The 16,662-nt window shown below is 72.6% G+C and carries 15 protein-coding genes; 14 read left to right on the forward strand and 1 reads right to left on the reverse strand.

From position 1 onward, the window contains the following. The first annotated feature begins 3 nt into the window (after positions 1–3). From DT019_RS28245 to DT019_RS28270, 6 genes are all read left to right on the forward strand, one after another. Positions 4–1,236 (forward strand): TadA family conjugal transfer-associated ATPase, encoded by a 1,233-nt coding sequence (locus DT019_RS28245; protein ID WP_114039832.1) that lies wholly within the window; start codon positions 4–6, stop codon positions 1,234–1,236. A gap of 11 nt (positions 1,237–1,247) precedes the next feature. Continuing rightward, positions 1,248–2,120: a type II secretion system F family protein gene (locus tag DT019_RS28250; RefSeq protein ID WP_114039833.1), complete on the forward strand. Its 873-nt coding sequence runs from the start codon at positions 1,248–1,250 to the stop codon at positions 2,118–2,120. Continuing rightward, on the forward strand, positions 2,117–2,908 hold the full coding sequence (locus tag DT019_RS28255; RefSeq protein WP_223279806.1) for a type II secretion system F family protein: 792 nt from the start codon (positions 2,117–2,119) through the stop codon (positions 2,906–2,908). Before DT019_RS28250 ends, DT019_RS28255 begins: the two co-directional genes overlap by 4 nt. Before the next feature lie 225 nt (positions 2,909–3,133). Then, on the forward strand, positions 3,134–3,334 hold the full coding sequence (locus DT019_RS28260; protein WP_223279807.1) for a DUF4244 domain-containing protein: 201 nt from the start codon (positions 3,134–3,136) through the stop codon (positions 3,332–3,334). A gap of 34 nt (positions 3,335–3,368) precedes the next feature. After that, the gene (locus tag DT019_RS28265) at positions 3,369–3,698 is read left to right on the forward strand and encodes a TadE family type IV pilus minor pilin (RefSeq protein WP_189390001.1); all 330 of its coding nucleotides are present in this window, start codon (positions 3,369–3,371) and stop codon (positions 3,696–3,698) included. Positions 3,699–3,775: 77 nt separating this feature from the next. Beyond that, a complete protein-coding gene (locus DT019_RS28270) occupies positions 3,776–4,159 on the forward strand; it encodes an Rv3654c family TadE-like protein (RefSeq protein WP_223279808.1) in 384 nt (127 codons plus the stop codon). A gap of 12 nt (positions 4,160–4,171) precedes the next feature. Here the strand turns inward: DT019_RS28270 and DT019_RS28275 are convergent, their stop codons facing one another. Continuing rightward, the gene (locus DT019_RS28275) at positions 4,172–6,649 is read right to left on the reverse strand and encodes a DEAD/DEAH box helicase (RefSeq protein WP_114039759.1); all 2,478 of its coding nucleotides are present in this window, start codon (positions 6,647–6,649) and stop codon (positions 4,172–4,174) included. Between the two features lie 79 nt (positions 6,650–6,728). On the opposite strand from DT019_RS28275, the gene DT019_RS28280 reads away from it, so the two are divergent. The 8 genes from DT019_RS28280 (at position 6,729) to topA (ending at position 16,551) form a co-directional block, all read left to right on the forward strand. After that, a complete protein-coding gene (locus DT019_RS28280) occupies positions 6,729–7,082 on the forward strand; it encodes an STAS domain-containing protein (RefSeq protein ID WP_053728100.1) in 354 nt (117 codons plus the stop codon). Between the two features lie 105 nt (positions 7,083–7,187). Continuing rightward, on the forward strand, positions 7,188–7,634 hold the full coding sequence (locus DT019_RS28285; protein ID WP_114039760.1) for an ATP-binding protein: 447 nt from the start codon (positions 7,188–7,190) through the stop codon (positions 7,632–7,634). 262 nt (positions 7,635–7,896) lie between these two features. Continuing rightward, complete coding sequence (locus tag DT019_RS28290; protein ID WP_114039761.1) at positions 7,897–10,290, forward strand: sodium-translocating pyrophosphatase; 2,394 nt, start codon at positions 7,897–7,899, stop codon at positions 10,288–10,290. Between the two features lie 168 nt (positions 10,291–10,458). Then, complete coding sequence (locus DT019_RS28295) at positions 10,459–11,118, forward strand: small secreted protein (RefSeq protein WP_114039762.1); 660 nt, start codon at positions 10,459–10,461, stop codon at positions 11,116–11,118. 96 nt (positions 11,119–11,214) lie between these two features. After that, a complete protein-coding gene (locus DT019_RS28300) occupies positions 11,215–12,714 on the forward strand; it encodes a methyltransferase (RefSeq protein ID WP_114039763.1) in 1,500 nt (499 codons plus the stop codon). Between the two features lie 229 nt (positions 12,715–12,943). Then, positions 12,944–13,168: a hypothetical protein gene (locus DT019_RS28305; RefSeq protein WP_114039764.1), complete on the forward strand. Its 225-nt coding sequence runs from the start codon at positions 12,944–12,946 to the stop codon at positions 13,166–13,168. A 147-nt stretch (positions 13,169–13,315) separates the two neighbouring features. After that, complete coding sequence (locus tag DT019_RS28310) at positions 13,316–13,531, forward strand: hypothetical protein (RefSeq protein WP_223279809.1); 216 nt, start codon at positions 13,316–13,318, stop codon at positions 13,529–13,531. A 188-nt stretch (positions 13,532–13,719) separates the two neighbouring features. Continuing rightward, on the forward strand, positions 13,720–16,551 hold the full coding sequence (topA, locus tag DT019_RS28315) for a type I DNA topoisomerase (RefSeq protein WP_114039766.1): 2,832 nt from the start codon (positions 13,720–13,722) through the stop codon (positions 16,549–16,551). Positions 16,552–16,662: the final 111 nt, after the last annotated feature.

The following is a 16,662-nucleotide window of genomic DNA, read 5'->3' on the forward strand; positions in this document are numbered from 1 at the left end:
GCGATGCGCGATACGGGCCGCCCCTCCCCGGGCGCACCGGCGGGGGCCGCGGGAGGGGAGCGGCCCACAAGGTGGTCCGTCCAGGGCGCCGGGCCGCCGCTGCTGGACGCCGTGCGGCAGCGGCTGGCCGAGAGCGGCGCCGAGCCGACCCCGGCCAGGGTCGCGGCGGCCCTGCGTGCGCAGGGGCGGCTCCTGGGCGACGCGGAAGTGCTCGGCGGGGCCGAGGAGTTGCGGTCCGAGCTGGTGGGGACCGGGCCGCTTGAGCCGCTGCTGGCCGACCCGGAGGTGACCGATGTGCTGGTCTCCGCGCCCGACCGGGTGTGGGTGGACCGGGGCGCCGGGCTCGAACTGACCGGGGTCCGCTTCGCCGACCCGGCGGCGGTGCGCAGGCTCGCCCAGCGGCTCGCCGCGGTCGCGGGCCGACGGCTCGACGACGCCCGGCCCTGGGTGGACGCCCGGCTGCCGGACGGCACCCGGATGCATGCCGTCCTGGAGCCGGTGGCCGTCGGCTCGGCCTGTCTCTCTCTGCGGGTGGTGCGTCCGAGGGCGTTCTCCCTGGCCGAGCTCACCGCGGCGGGCACGGTGCCGCCCGGGGGTGAAAAGGTGCTGCGGGCGCTGCTCGAAGCCCGCGTGTCGTTCCTGGTGAGCGGCGGCACCGGCACCGGCAAGACCACGCTCCTGGCGACGCTGCTCGGCCTCGTCGGAGAGGGCGAACGGATCGTACTGACCGAGGACTCGGCCGAGTTGAGGCCCGACCATCCGCATGTGGTGCGCCTCGAAGCGCGGCCCGCCAATCAGGAGGGCGCGGGCCTGGTGACCCTGCGGGACCTGGTCCGCCAGGCCTTGCGGATGCGGCCGGACCGGCTGGTCGTCGGCGAGGTGCGGGGCGCCGAGGTGACGGATCTGCTGAGCGCGCTGAACACGGGGCACGAGGGCGGTTGTGGGACGGTTCATGCCAATTCCGCCGCCGATGTCCCGGCCCGCCTCGAAGCGCTGGGCACGGCCGCAGGGCTCGACCGGGCCGCCCTGCACAGCCAGTTGGCGGCCGCGCTGTCGGTGGTGGTCCATCTCGTACGCGACCGCGCCGGGCGGCGCCGGATCGCCGAGGTGCGCGTCCTGGAGCGGGACGCGGCGGGTCTGGTGGTGACGGTGCCCGCGCTGCGGTGGGGCAGGACGGGGTTCACGCGCGACTCGGGCTGGGAGCGGCTGCGGGCGCTGATCGGGGGTGCGTGGTGAGGGATCTTTCGATGGGGCTGCCCGCCTGGGCGGCGGTGTGCGCGGGCGCGGCCGCGTGGTTGTGGGCCGGTCAGGACCAGGGGGTGCGGCGGGCCCGGCTGATGTTCGCGGGTGCCGGAAGCGCAGGCGTGGGCGGGGCGGGCACCGAATTCGGCGCCGCACCTCTCGGGCGATGGTTCACGCGGGCGCGGCACAGGGCCCGGTGGCGTACGGAGTGGCTGTGTCTGCCGCTGGGGCTGCTGCTGGCCCTTCTCGGCGGATCGGTGCTGCCGCTGATCGCGGGTGCGGTGGCGGTGCCCTTGGTCGGGCGGCGGCTGCGAGCCCGGGAGCGCGAGCGGGCGAGGGCGCGGCGGGCCGACGAGGTCGTCGCCTGGTGCGCCGCGGTGGCCTCGGAGCTGCGGGCGGGCCGCCAGCCCGGCCAGGCGCTCGCGGCGGCCTGCCGGGACACGACGGCCCTGGGCGCGGTGACGGCCCCGGTGGTGGCGGCCGCGAAGTTCGGCGGAGACGTGCCCGGGGCGCTGCGGGAGGCGGCCAGGGAGCCGGGCGCCGAGGGCCTCGCGGGAGTCGCCGCGTGCTGGCAGGTCGCGGTGGACGGCGGTGCGGGCCTCGCCTCGGGACTTGAGCGCCTGGAGAGCGCGCTGCGGGCCGAGCGGGAGCAACAGGAGGCGTTGCGCTCGGAGTTGGCGGGTGCGCGCACCACGGTCCTGCTTCTCGCTCTGCTTCCGGTCCTCGGGATCGTGCTCGGCACGGCGATGGGCGCGCGCCCGCTACGGGTGCTGCTGCACAGCCCGGCCGGGTTCGGTTGCCTGCTGATCGCCGGGGTCCTTGAGGCCGCCGGAGTGTGGTGGGCGGCGCGGATCGTACGGGCCGGGGAGGGGCGGTGAGCCCGGTGCCGGAGGTTGTCCACAGGCTGGGGGTGGCGGTGGGGGCGGCCGCGCTCGTGTGGTGGGCGGCCCTCGGGGTGGCGCGGCGGCGCGACGAACGCACGCTTCGGCGCCGGATGGCGGCGCTGTTCGCCCTGGAGGCGCCGACCCCGCCCTCCCCCGGGCGCTGGAGACCGGCAGGGAAGGCGCGGATCAAGCAGTGGGGGCCGCCCCTGGGGGCGTTGGCGGCCTGTTGGGTGCTGGTCGGCGGGGTCGCGGGCGTGCTGGGCGGCCTGGCGGCGGCGTACGGCGCGTGGCGCTGGGGGCGCCGGCGTCGGGCGCGCGGGAACAGCGCCGAGGAGCTCCGTGCCGCTGCCCAAGAACTCCCGCTCGCCGCCGACCTGTTGGCGGCGTGCCTCGCGGCCGGGGCCGGGCCGCGCGAGGCGGCGGGGGCGGTGGGCGCCACCCTGGAGGGCCCCGTCGGAGCGCGCCTCGGCCGGGCCGCCGCCGAACTGCGCATGGGCGGTGAACCGGCCGACGCGTGGGGGAGGTTGGGGGCGATACCGGGCGCGGCCGAGCTGGCCCGCTGCCTGGAACGGGCCGCGACGTCCGGGTCGCCCGCGGCGGGCCCGGTCGCCCGGGTCGCCGAACGCTGCCGGGCCGAGCGGACCAGGCAGGCATCGGCGCGGGCCAGGCGCGCGGGCGTCCTGATCACCGGTCCGCTGGGCCTCTGCTTCCTCCCGGCCTTCCTCGCGGCGGGCGTCGCCCCGGTGGTGATCGGGCTGGCGGGCGGGCTGCTGAGGCGGTGAGGGGCCGTGCTCAGCGGCCCCGGTGCCACAGGCGCCGTTAGTGGCCCTCTCTGCGGGCTTGGCGTCGCCGGGCCTCGGGCCCGGAGTGCGGCGCTCGGCCGACACGACCCGGATGCGGTCATCTCCTGTCCACACACAGCACAACACATCAAGGCGCACGAAAGCGCTGACGAAGCAAGGGAGTTGGGATCAATGGACACGGTTTTCCATCGGCAGGCGAGTGTCATGAATCGGCGGATGCGGCGCTGGGGCGGTGCGCTGCGGCGGCGGGTGCGGGGTGACGCGGGGATGACGACCTCGGAGTACGCCGTGGGCACGCTCGCGGCCTGCGCCTTCGCGGCGATCCTGTACAAGGTCGTCACCAGTGGGGGCGTGGTGACCGCGCTGACCCAGCTGATCACCAAGGCGCTCGATGTGCAGTTCTGAGCGCGGCAGGCGAGGGCGGGGCGATCGGGGGTTCGTGACGGCCGAGGCCGCCGTGGCCATTCCGGCGCTCGTGGGATTCGCGCTGGCGCTGCTCTGGGCGCTGACGGCGGCCTCGGCGGAGATCCGGTGTGTGGACGCCGCCCGGGCCGGGGCCCGTGCGGTCGCCCGCTCCGAACCGGAGGCCGTGGCGGTGGCGGCGGCCAGATCGGCTGCGCCCAAGGGGGCGACGGTCACGGTGCGGCGCACCGGGGAGGTGTGGCGGGTCCGGGTGGAGTCCGCCACACCGGGCCCGCACCGCCTGGCCCTGACGCTGAGCGCGGAGGCGGCGGCCCTGGCCGAGGACACGGTGGGGGGCGTCTCGTGAACCTACCGGGACGGTGGAGGCCGGGAGCTCCGGCCGCGCGGGCGCTGGGCCGTGCCGGCTCGCTCATCCGGGGCCTCGTGGACCGGCTTGCGCGGGGCGGAAGCTGCCCCGACCGGGGCTCGGCCACGGTGTGGGTCGCGCTGTCGGCCGCCACGATGTGCGCGGTGTTCGCGGCCGTGCTGGGCCTCGGTCAGGCGGTGGCCGCGCGGCACCGGGCCGGCGGGGCCGCCGACCTGGCGGCGCTCGCGGCGGCCGACCGGGCTCTGTGGGGCTCGCCGGACGCCTGTGCCAAGGCCGCCGAGGTGGCCGCGGCGCAGGGTGCCCAGCTGGTGCGCTGCTCGGTGGCCGGGGAGATCGCGGACGTACGGGTGCGGGCGAGGTTCGGCCCGTACGCACCCAGCGTCCGAGCCCGGGCGGGACCGTCCCTGGCCGTGCCGGGGCCGCCCCCGGCGGTCCCGTGAGGGCGCGGCCGGTCAGGGCGCGGGCGGGGCCGGGTCGGGCTCGGCGGGGGCTCCCCTCAGCAGTTCCGTGAGGAGCCGCACCGCGCCCCGTTTGTGCAGGGGGTCGTTGCCGTTGCCGCACTTGGGGGACTGGATGCAGGACGGGCAGCCGGACTCGCACTCGCAGGACGCGATCGCCTCGCGGGTCGCGGTCAGCCAGCGCGCGGCGGTGTGGAAGGCGCGCTCGGCGAACCCGGCGCCGCCCGGGTTGCCGTCGTACACGAAGACCGTCGGCAGCAGGGTGTCCGGGTGCAGCGGGATGGAGACGCCGCCGATGTCCCAGCGGTCGCAGGTGGCGAAGAGCGGCAGCATCCCGATGGAGGCGTGTTCGGCGGCGTGCAGGGCGCCGCCGAGGATCTCCGGGTTGATGCGGGCGGCATCGAGCTGGTCCTCGGTGACCGTCCACCACACGGCCCGGGTGCGCAGGGTGCGGGGCGGCAGGTCGAGCTTGGTCTCGCCGAGCACCTCGCCGGTGATCAGTTTGCGGCGCAGGAAGGAGACGACCTGGTTGGTGACCTCGACGGAGCCGTAGCAGAGGCGGCCCGATCCCCACGGGATCTCGGTGTCGGTGGACAGGACGGAGATGGAGGTGGTGTCCCTGGCGACGGTCGAATAGGGCGGTACAGCCTCTTCGACGAGGGCGACGGAGTCCTCCAGGTCCAGGTGGTTCACCAGGTACGTACGGCCCTGGTGCAGATGGACGGCGCCGTCGTGGACGGTGGTGTGGGCGGCGGACTCGTCGACCGTGCCGAGCAGCCGTCCCGTCGAGGCCTCGACGACCTGGACGGGGCGGCCGCCGCCGCCCCGGATGTCGGTGAGGTCGGCGGCCCGCTCGCGGCGGGTCCAGAACCATCCGTTGCTGCGGCGCCGGAGCAGCCCGGCCCGCTCCAGCTGCGGCATGAGCTCCGGGCTGGCCGGGCCGAAGAGCTTGAGGTCGGCCTCGGTGAGCGGGAGTTCGGCCGCCGCCGCGCACAGGTGGGGAGCCAGGACGTACGGGTTGTCCGGGTCCAGCACGGTGGACTCGACGGGCTGCTGGAACAGCGCCTCGGGGTGGTGGACGAGGTAGGTGTCCAGCGGGTCGTCGCGGGCGATCAGGACGGCCAGGGCGCCCTGGCCCGAGCGGCCGGCCCGGCCCGCCTGCTGCCACAGGGAGGCCCGGGTGCCCGGGTAGCCCGCGATGAGGACGGCGTCGAGGCCGGAGACGTCGATGCCGAGTTCCAGGGCGGTGGTGGCGGCGAGGCCCAGGAGCTCGCCGGAATGCAGGGCCTGCTCCAGGGCGCGGCGCTCCTCGGGGAGGTAGCCGCCCCGGTACGCGGCGACACGCCGGGCGAGGGTCCGGTCGACCTCGTACAGGCGCTCCTGAGTGATCACGGAGATGAGTTCGGCGCCGCGCCGGGAGCGGACGAAGGCGACCGTGCGGACCCCCTGCACGGCCAGGTCGGTGAGGAGGTCGGCGGTCTCGGCGATGGCGGTGCGGCGCACCGGGGCGCCCTTCTCGCCGGGCAGCTCGGTGAGCGGGGGCTCCCACAGGGCGAAGACCAGCTCGCCGCGCGGGGAGGCGTCGTCGGCGACCTCGACGACGGGCAGGCCGGTCAGGCGGCCCGCCGCGAGGGCGGGCTCGGCGGCCGTGGCGGAGGCGAGCAGGAAGACCGGGTCGGCGCCGTAGCGCGCGCACAGGCGGCGCAGGCGGCGCAGGACCTGGGCGACGTGCGAGCCGAAGACGCCGCGATAGGTGTGGCACTCGTCGATGACGACATAGCGCAGGGCGCGCAGGAAGGAGGCCCACCTGGGGTGGGAGGGCAGGATGCCCAGGTGCAGCATGTCCGGATTGGTGAGGACGTAGTTCGCGTACTGGCGCACCCACTCGCGTTCCTCGACCGGGGTGTCGCCGTCGTACACGGCGGGGCGCACCGCGTTGCCGAGCGGGGTCGCGAGGGCCTTCACCGAGCGGCGCTGGTCGGCGGCCAGGGCCTTGGTGGGGGCAAGGTACAGCGCGGTCGCGCCGCGTCCGTTGTGCGCCTCGGAGCCGTCCAGGAGGGTGCTGAGCACCGGCGCCAGGTAGGCGAGCGACTTGCCGGACGCGGTGCCGGTGGCGATCACCACGGACTCGCCGTTCAGGGCGTGCTCGGCGGCGGTGGCCTGGTGGGCCCAGGGGTGCTCGACGCCGGCGGCCTCAATGGCGTTGATCACTTCCGGGCGGATGAGGTGCGGCCAGACTGCATGACGTCCCGCGCGCGGGGGCAAGTGCTCCGTATGAGTGATGCGCGCAGCCCGGCCCACCCCTGCGGTGAGCCGGTCGAGGACCGTGCCGGGGTCGGGTCGTTCACCCGTGCTGTCGGCGGGTGTTCTGGGGCGGTGATTCCTGGCCATCGGCACCGAGTGTGTCACTGGCGTAGCGGACAATGGTCCCAAGGCGTCGTGCAGCGCTGCCGGTAAGTGATTGAATGCCATCGCGGCTGGCTATCCGTTCTCTGGCTCCGCCGGGGAGACTCAGGGGGCGGCCGCTCGATAGCAAGGTGCTGGAGGATCCGTGGACCTGTCCCTGTCGACTCGCAATGTGTCCGGCCCTGGTGGCGACCGTACGGTCGTCGAGGTCGGTGGCGAGATTGATGTGTATACCGCGCCCAAGCTGCGCGAGCAGTTGGTCGAGTTGGTGAACGACGGCAGCTACCACCTGGTTGTCGACATGGAGGGCGTGGACTTCCTCGACTCCACGGGCCTGGGCGTGCTCGTGGGTGGGCTCAAGCGTGTGCGCGCCCACGAGGGCTCGCTGCGCCTGGTCTGCAACCAGGAGCGCATTTTGAAGATCTTCCGGATCACGGGGCTCACCAAGGTGTTCCCGATCCACGGCTCGGTCGACGAGGCCGTCAACGCGACCGACTGACGGTGGCCGTCCGCGGACGGCTCCGGAGGAAGGACAGGGGCGCCGGGCGGCACTGTGGCCCGGGGCCCCTGAGATGTACGCCCGTACGTTCGAGGGGGATCGCCCATGGCCACCGTTGAACTCCGTTTCAGTGCCCAACCCGAGCACGTCAGGACGGCCCGTCTGGTGGCGGCCGCGGTGGCGCGCCGGGCCGGGGTCGACGAGGCAGTGCTCGACGAGGTCAGACTCGCGGTCGGTGAGGCGTGCAGCCGGGCTGTCGGGCTGCACCACTCGCACGGCGTCGAGGCCCCCATCCGGGTCGTCCTGACCGAGGAGGAGAAGCTCTTCTCCATCGAGGTCGGCGACGAGGTGCCGGGTTCGGGCGGTGGCGCCGCGGCGGTGCCGGGCGTGCGCGGCCCGGGGCCCGACGAGGAGCTCGACGACAGCGGGGAGGACGAAATGGGCCTCGCTGTCATCAGTGGGCTTGTGGACGATGTGGAGGTCACCTCCGGGGCGTCGGGTGGTGTCATCCGGATGAGCTGGCCCACCACACCGGCCTCGGTGCTTCCCTGATCCACTTGTTTTCGATATTGAGACGGGCCCTGCTGAGCAGGGCCTTTTTCATTTCTTGATCCAGATTCCGACCCCGGTTCCTAGATCGCCGATCAAGCGTCAATGCTTTTGCCCCATTACCGCTTTCGGGGGGCCTTCTCGTGACCGGATCTCTCTCTGATGAGCCGATGAAGGTCAATTCCATTTGCGGCGCCCTGTTTTGATCGTGTTCCGCTACCTACAATCCGTCCACATCTTGAGCTCTGAGCGTCAAGGAGGACGAATGGCGGGGCTCTTCAACCCAACGGAACTCGACCACCCCACATCCCTGGCTGCCGCGGTCCTGACCGACGGCAACCGAACGATCGTCATCGTCATCGCGGCCGTCGCGCTGGCGGCCCTGATCGTGGCGCAATTGCTGGTGCGCCAGGTCCTCGCGGCCGGCGAGGGCACCGATTCGATGAAGAAGATCGCGGCGGCCGTACAGGAAGGCGCGAATGCCTATCTGACCCGGCAGTTGCGCACCCTCGGCATCTTCGCCGTCGTGGTGTTCTTCCTGCTGTTCCTGCTGCCGTCCGACAACTGGTCGCAGCGCGTAGGCCGTTCCGTGTTCTTCCTGATCGGCGCCGCGTTCTCGGCGACGACCGGATACATCGGTATGCGCCTCGCCGTCCGCGCGAATGTGCGCGTCGCGGCAGCCGCCCGAGAGGCGACTCCCGCGGAAGGCGAACCCGAAAAGGATCTCACCGCGGTCTCCCACAAGGCCATGAAGATCGCTTTCCGCACGGGCGGTGTGGTCGGCATGTTCACGGTGGGCCTCGGCCTGCTCGGCGCCTCGTGCGTCGTGCTCGTGTACGCGGCCGACGCGCCCAAGGTCCTGGAGGGCTTCGGCCTGGGCGCGGCCCTGATCGCGATGTTCATGCGGGTCGGCGGCGGCATCTTCACCAAGGCCGCCGACGTCGGCGCCGACCTGGTCGGCAAGGTCGAGCAGGGCATCCCGGAGGACGACCCGCGCAACGCCGCCACCATCGCGGACAACGTGGGCGACAACGTCGGCGACTGCGCCGGCATGGCGGCCGACCTGTTCGAGTCCTACGCCGTGACCCTGGTCGCGGCGCTGATCCTCGGCAAGGCGGCGTTCGGCGACTCGGGCCTCGCCTTCCCGCTGATCGTCCCGGCGATCGGCGTGGTCACCGCGATGATCGGTATCTTCGCGGTCGCCCCGCGGCGCGCCGACCGCAGCGGAATGTCCGCCATCAACCGTGGCTTCTTCATCTCCGCGGTGATCTCGATGGCCCTGGTGGCCGTCGCGGTCTTCGCCTACCTGCCGTCCTCGTACGCCAAGTTGAACGGCGTCACGGACAGCGTGATCAAGGGCCACGACGGCGACCCGCGGATCCTCGCGCTCGTCGCCGTCGCCATCGGCATCGTGCTGGCGGCGCTGATCCAGCAGCTGACGGGGTACTTCACCGAGACCACCCGGCGTCCCGTCAGGGACATCGGCAAGTCCTCGCTGACCGGCCCCGCCACCGTCGTCCTGGCCGGCATCTCCATCGGCCTCGAATCGGCCGTCTACACCGCCCTGTTGATCGGCCTCGGCGTGTACGGGGCCTTCCTGCTCGGCGGGACCTCGGTCATGCTCGCGCTGTTCGCGGTGGCGCTGGCCGGCACCGGTCTGCTCACCACGGTCGGCGTCATCGTCGCCATGGACACCTTCGGCCCGGTCTCCGACAACGCGCAGGGCATCGCGGAGATGTCCGGCGACGTCCAGGGCGCGGGCGCGCAGGTGCTCACCGACCTGGACGCGGTGGGCAACACCACCAAGGCCATCACCAAGGGCATCGCCATCGCCACCGCCGTCCTCGCGGCCGCGGCGCTCTACGGCTCCTTCAAGGACGCCATCGGCACGGCTGTGGGCGACGTCCACGCCAAGGCGAGCGAGCTGACCCTGAACATGGACATCTCGCAGCCCAACAACCTGGTCGGCCTGATGCTGGGCGCGGCGGTCGTCTTCCTCTTCTCGGGGCTCGCGATCAACGCCGTTTCCCGGTCGGCCGGTTCGGTGGTCTTCGAGGTGCGGCGGCAGTTCCGCGAGCACCCCGGGATCATGGACTACAGCGAGCAGCCGGAGTACGGGCGAGTCGTCGACATCTGCACCAAGGACGCGCTGCGCGAGCTGGCCACCCCCGGTCTGCTCGCGGTGCTCGCCCCCATCGCGGTCGGCTTCACCCTGGGCGTCGGCGCCCTCGGCTCCTACCTGGCGGGCGCGATCGGCACCGGCACCCTGATGGCGGTCTTCCTCGCCAACTCGGGCGGCGCCTGGGACAACGCCAAGAAGATGGTCGAGGACGGCCACTTCGGCGGCAAGGGCAGCGAGGCCCACGCCGCCACGGTCATCGGCGACACGGTCGGCGACCCCTTCAAGGACACCGCGGGGCCGGCGATCAACCCGCTGCTCAAGGTGATGAACCTGGTGGCGCTCCTGATCGCGCCGGCCATCGTGAAGTTCTCCTACGGGGACGACGCGAGCCCGGCCGTCCGGGCCGTCGTGGCGGTGCTGGCGCTGCTCGTCATCATCTGCGCGGTGTACGTCTCGAAGCGGCGCAGCGTGGCCGTGGGTGACGACGGCAACAACGAGCGGGTCGCGAAGTCACCGGACCCGGCGGTGGTTTCGTAGCCGTCGGCTGGACAAAGGGCGGGCGGACGGTGGGGTTTGACACACCGTCCGCCCGTTCTGCTTGGTGCAAATGGCTGCAAAAGGGTGCAGATCGCACAGGCGCCAGGCGTTTGTCGCCCACTTGGCGTGTATGTTCCGGGGCCGAGAGCCTTGGAAGGGACCAAACCGGTGAACAAGAAGCTTGCAGCCGCACTGTCCGGCGGTGCGGTACTGATGCTGACGTTGTCGGGCTGCAGCGACGACTCCAGCAAGAAGGTCGACGACTGGGCGAAGACCTTCTGCAACTCGGCCCAGCCCCAGTTCAAGAAGATCACCGACGCCAACGCCGCCATCCAGGCGCAGACGCGTGACGACAGCAAGCCGGCCGACGTGCAGAAGACCGACTCGGGCGCCTTCCAGCAGATCTCGGACGCTTACAAGGCGCTGGGCGCTGCCGTCGACAAGGCCGGTGCCCCGCCCGTCAAGGACGGCGCCACCACGCAGCAGGAGGCCGTCAAGGAGCTGAACGCCTCCTCCGTGTCGTACGCGAACCTGAAGAAGAAGGTCGACGCGCTCAACGCCGGTGACCAGGCGGCCTTCGCCAAGGGCCTGGAGGACATCGCGACCGAGCTCGGCAAGATCAGCTCGTCGGGCGACGCCTCGCTGAAGAAGCTGGAGTCCGGCGACGTCGGCAAGGCGATGCAGAAGCAGCCCGGCTGCCAGAAGCAGACGCCCTCCTCGCCCGCGCCCTCCGGGTCGGGTGCGGGCGCGCCGCCCGCCTCGCCGTCGCAGTCGGCCTCGCCCTCGGGGTCCGCGTCGCCCTCGGCCTCGGGCAGCCCCAAGTCGTAGGCCCCGTACGCGCACGGCCGCGGCCCGGTCCCCAGGCGGGGGCCGGGCCGCGGCCGTGATGGGGTGATTGTCGGTGGCAGCGGCCACAATGGGCGGGTGAGTACGACCAGTCTTCCCGCGCCCACTCACGCAGCCCGCCTGCGTGACGCCCTGCTCGCCGCCGCCTTCACCGCCGACGGCCTGCTCGACCTGCTCGGCGCGCCCGCCTACGCCGCGCTGGCCCGCAGCGAGACCGTCCCCGCCCTGCGCGCCACCCGGGGGCACACCCCGCTCGACACGCTGGTGCGGCTCTTCCTGCTCCAGCAGCCCGTCCCGTACGAGAGCGCCCGTGCGGCCCTCCCGCTGGAGGACGCCCTCGCGGACGGCTGGGTGGTCCGCGCGGGCGAGGCGGTGCGCGCCACGGTGGACGTGCGGCCCTACGGCGGGCCCGAGGGGCAGGACTGGTTCATCGTCTCCGACCTGGGCTGCGCGGTCGGCGGCGCGGGCGGGGCGAGCGGGCGCGACGAGGCCATGGTGCTCGGCGTCGGCGGCGCGTCCACGACCCTGGCCGGCCTCACCGTCCGGCTGCCCGTCGGCCCGGCCCTCGACCTCGGCACCGGCTCCGGCATCCAGGCGCTGCACGCCGCGCAGCACGCCACCCGGGTCACCGCCACCGACCTGAACCCGCGTGCGCTCGACTTCACCCGGCTCACGCTCGCGCTCTCCGGCGCCCCGCAGGCCGAGTTGAGGACGGGCTCGCTCTACGAGCCGGTGGGCGAGGAGACGTACGACCTGATCGTGTCCAACCCGCCGTTCGTGATCTCGCCCGGCGCCCGGCTGACCTACCGGGACGGCGGCATGGGCGGGGACGATCTGTGCCGCTCGCTCGTTCAGCAGGCGGGGGAGCGCCTCAACCCCGGCGGGTACGCCCAGTTCCTGGCCAACTGGCAGCACGTCGAGGGGGAGGAGTGGCAGGACCGGCTCCGCTCCTGGGTCCCGCGCGGCTGCGACGCCTGGATCGTGCAGCGCGAGGTCCAGGACATCACCCAGTACACCGAGTTGTGGCTGCGCGACGCCGGGGACCACCACACCGACCCGGCCCGGTACGCGGAGCGCTACGAGGCGTGGCTGGACGAGTTCGAGGCGCGCGGGACCACGGCGGTCGGCTTCGGCTGGATCACCCTGCGCCGCACCGACAGCGAGCGGCCGTCCATCGTGGTCGAGGAGTGGCCGCACCCGGTCGAGCAGCCGCTGGGCGACGCCGTGCACGCGCACTTCGAGCGCCAGGACTACCTGCGCGCCCACGACGACGCGGCGCTGCTCGCCGACCGGTTCCGCCTCGCCGACGAGGTGGCGCAGGAGCAGGTCGGTCTTCCGGGCGCCGAGGACCCGGAGCACGTGGTGCTGCGGCAGAACCGCGGCATGCGCCGGGCGACGAAGGTCGACACGGTGGGCGCCGGGTTCGCGGGCGTCTGCGACGGACAGCTGCCGGCCGGGCGGATCCTGGACGCCATCGCCCAGCTGATCGACGAGGACCCGGTCCGGCTGCGCGACCGCACGCCGGAGGCCATCCGGCTCCTGGTCGAGCAGGGCTTCCTGGAGCCGGTGGGGGAGTAACTACTGAGGAGGGGCGGGGGAGTACAGCGGTCCGGTCCGCCCCTGCCGGGAGGATCCGCGGGCGGCGCGCGGCCCTCGCGGACGCCTGCCCGGCTACTGGGGACGGGGCGTTGGGCTATCGGCGGCCCACGACGCGGGGTCGGGGAGGCCGAAGTCCGGTGCAGGGAAAGGACTTCGCGGCCGGGCCCACGGCGTCGGCTCCGCGCTGCTGCTGCTCACCGGGGCGAACGTGCCCCGCTCGTCGCAGCACGGGTGGACGCGTACGACGGGTGACGTACTGCCGCTGACGCATGCGGCGGACGCGGCCCGCCGACCGGCCGACGGCGGCGGCATCGCCCGGGGCCCAGTCGGTGCGGAGTGCGGGGCGGGGGCCGGGTACGCGCTGCTCGCGATGGGGCCGCTCGTCGTGTTCGAGCGGGGCGGCGGGCGGCGGGCCACGCCCGACGTGATGTGACGCTCGGCGCGCCCTGTGACGTCCGACGCGTCGAAGCGAGGGGATCTGGCTGAAATGTGCATGATCGGGTGACCGTTCACCCGGCGTTCTCCGGAATGCGGCCCCGGCTCTGCCCGGGGGTGCCGCGCGGTGACCAGGATCGCGCGCATGAACGCAATGGGTGGGACCGAGACGGGCCCGGCCGTCTTCGCGGGGACGGTGTTCGTGCTGTTCGGGGGCGCTCTGCTGCTGTGGACGGCGTCCTGTCTGCGCCGCCGCACGCCGGTCGCGCACGGCGTTTCGCCCGTCACCTCCGCCGTGCTCACGAGTGTCTCGGGCGCGGTCTTCCTGCTGCTCGGCCTGTGGTGCTTCGCCCGCATCTAGCCCGAAAGGGGATGAAACGCTTTTCGGAAGGCTTCGGGACGGTCCGGGCGGCAGGATCGCGGTAAGTCGGGTTACCGTTCGAGTGGCCGCTGCGGGCTTTTGCTGTTTGACACGGGGGCGGGTTGTACCGTCACACTCCGCAGCGTCACGTACTGACACCCGAGTGCCGACCGGAGAGAAGAGCGAAGTTGTCCCCGACCAGCGAGACCGCAAAGGGCGGCCGCCGACTCGTCATCGTCGAGTCTCCTGCCAAGGCGAAGACGATCAAGGGCTACCTCGGCCCCGGTTATGTCGTCGAGGCGAGCGTCGGGCACATCCGCGACCTGCCGAACGGCGCCGCCGAGGTGCCCGAGAAGTACACCGGCGAGGTGCGCCGGCTCGGAGTGGACGTCGAACACGACTTCCAGCCGATCTACGTCGTCAACGCCGACAAGAAGGCCCAGGTCAAGAAGCTCAAGGAGCTTCTGGCCGAGTCCGACGAACTCTTCCTCGCCACCGATGAGGACCGCGAGGGCGAAGCCATCGCGTGGCACCTGCAGGAAGTGCTCAAGCCCAAGGTCCCGGTCCACCGGATGGTCTTCCACGAGATCACCAAGGACGCGATCCGGGACGCCGTCGCCAACCCGCGCGAGCTCAACCAGCGCATGGTCGACGCCCAGGAGACCCGCCGCATCCTCGACCGCCTCTACGGCTACGAGGTCTCGCCGGTCCTGTGGAAGAAGGTCATGCCGCGGCTGTCCGCCGGGCGCGTCCAGTCCGTGGCCACCCGGCTCGTCGTCGAGCGGGAACGCGAGCGCATCGCGTTTCGTTCCGCTGAGTACTGGGACCTGACCGGGACGTTCTCCACCGGCCGGGCGGGCGACGCCTCCGACCCGTCCACGCTGGTGGCGCGGCTCAACACGGTCGACGGCCGGCGCGTGGCGCAGGGCCGCGACTTCGGCCCCGACGGACAACTCAAGAGCGACGTCCTGCACCTGGACGAGGCGAACGCGCGGGCCCTGGCCGCGGCGCTCGCCGACTCCTCCTTCGCCGTGCGCTCGGTGGAGTCCAAGCCCTACCGCCGCTCGCCGTACGCCCCGTTCCGTACGACGACGCTCCAGCAGGAGGCCTCGCGCAAGCTGGGCTTCGGCGCCAAGGCGACCATGCAGGTCGCCCAGAAGCTGTACGAGAACGGCTTCATCACCTATATGCGTACGGACTCCACGACGCTGTCCGACACGGCCGTCGCGGCCGCCCGGGCCCAGGTGACGCAGCTGTACGGCGCCGACTACCTGCCGGACAAGCCGCGCACGTACGCCGGAAAGGTCAAGAACGCGCAGGAGGCGCACGAGGCGATCCGCCCTTCGGGTGATCGTTTCCGCACCCCGGCCGAGACCGGCCTGACGGGCGATCAGTTCCGGCTCTACGAGCTGATCTGGAAGCGCACCGTCGCCTCCCAGATGAAGGACGCGGTCGGCAACTCGGTGACCGTGAAGATCGCGGGGCGCGCGAGCGACGGCCGCCAGGCCGAGTTCACCGCGTCCGGCAAGACGATCACCTTCCACGGCTTCATGAAGGCGTACGTCGAGGGCGCCGACGACCCGAACGCCGAGCTCGACGACCGCGAGCGCCGGCTGCCGCAGGTCGCCGAGGGCGACGCCCTGTCGTCCGAGGAGATCTCGGTGGACGGCCACGCGACCAAGCCGCCGGCCCGCTACACCGAGGCCTCGCTGGTCAAGGAGCTGGAAGAGCGCGAGATCGGGCGGCCTTCCACCTACGCCTCGATCATCGGCACGATCCTGGACCGCGGCTATGTGTTCAAGAAGGGCACGGCGCTCGTCCCGTCGTTCCTGAGCTTCGCCGTGGTCAACCTCCTGGAGAAGCACTTCGGGCGGCTCGTCGACTACGACTTCACCGCCAAGATGGAGGACGACCTCGACCGCATCGCGCGGGGCGAGGCCCAGGCGGTGCCGTGGCTCAAGCGCTTCTACTTCGGCGAGGGCGACGCGACGACGGCCGGTGCCGCCTCCGACGCCGGGAACGGCGACGGCGACCACCTCGGCGGGCTCAAGGAGCTCGTGACCGACCTCGGCGCGATCGACGCCCGCGAGATCTCCTCGTTCCCGGTCGGCGAGGGCATCGTGCTCCGCGTCGGCCGCTACGGCCCCTACGTCGAGCGCGGCGAGAAGGACTCCGAGAACCACCAGCGCGCGGACGTCCCGGACGACCTCGCGCCCGACGAGCTGACCGTCGAGTACGCGGAGGAGCTGCTCGCCAAGCCGAGCGGCGACTTCGAGCTGGGCACCGACCCGGTGAGCGGCCACCAGATCGTCGCCAAGGACGGGCGCTACGGCCCGTACGTCACCGAGATCCTGCCCGAGGGCACGCCGAAGACCGGCAAGAACGCGGTCAAGCCGCGCACCGCCTCCCTCTTCAAGTCGATGTCCCTGGACACCGTCACGCTGGACGACGCCCTCAAGCTCATGTCGCTGCCCCGCGTGGTCGGCGCCGACGCCGAGGGTGTCGAGATCACCGCGCAGAACGGCCGCTACGGGCCGTACCTGAAGAAGGGCACCGACTCGCGCTCCCTGGAGACCGAGGACCAGCTCTTCTCCATCACGCTCGACGAGGCGCTGGCGATCTACGCCCAGCCCAAGCAGCGCGGCCGCGCCGCCGCCAAGCCGCCGCTCAAGGAGCTCGGCGTCGACCCGGTCAGCGAGAAGCCGGTCGTGGTGAAGGACGGCCGCTTCGGCCCGTACGTCACCGACGGCGAGACCAACGCGACGCTCAGGACCGCCGACAGCGTCGAGGAGATCACGCCGGAGCGGGGCTTCGAGCTGCTCGCCGAGAAGCGCGCCAAGGGTCCCGCCAAGAAGACGGCCAAGAAGGCTCCGGCCAAGAAGACGGCGGCCAAGAAGACCGCCGCGAAGAAGGCCCCGGCCAAGAAGGCGGCGGCGAAGAAGACCGCCGCGTCCACGACCGCGGCCAAGAAGGCTCCCGCGAAGAAGGCGGCCGCCAAGAAGGCGACGGCCTCGGAGTAGAACCGACCGTGAACGGGGGGCCGGGGCACACGCCCCGGCCCCCCGTCGCGCGTTGAACACCGGTGGAGTCCCGGTGGTCCGCCCGCCCATATGTTCGGGCGCCCCCGCGAG

The sequence above is a fragment of the Streptomyces sp. SDr-06 genome, from assembly GCF_003324565.1.
Taxonomy (GTDB): domain Bacteria; phylum Actinomycetota; class Actinomycetes; order Streptomycetales; family Streptomycetaceae; genus Streptomyces.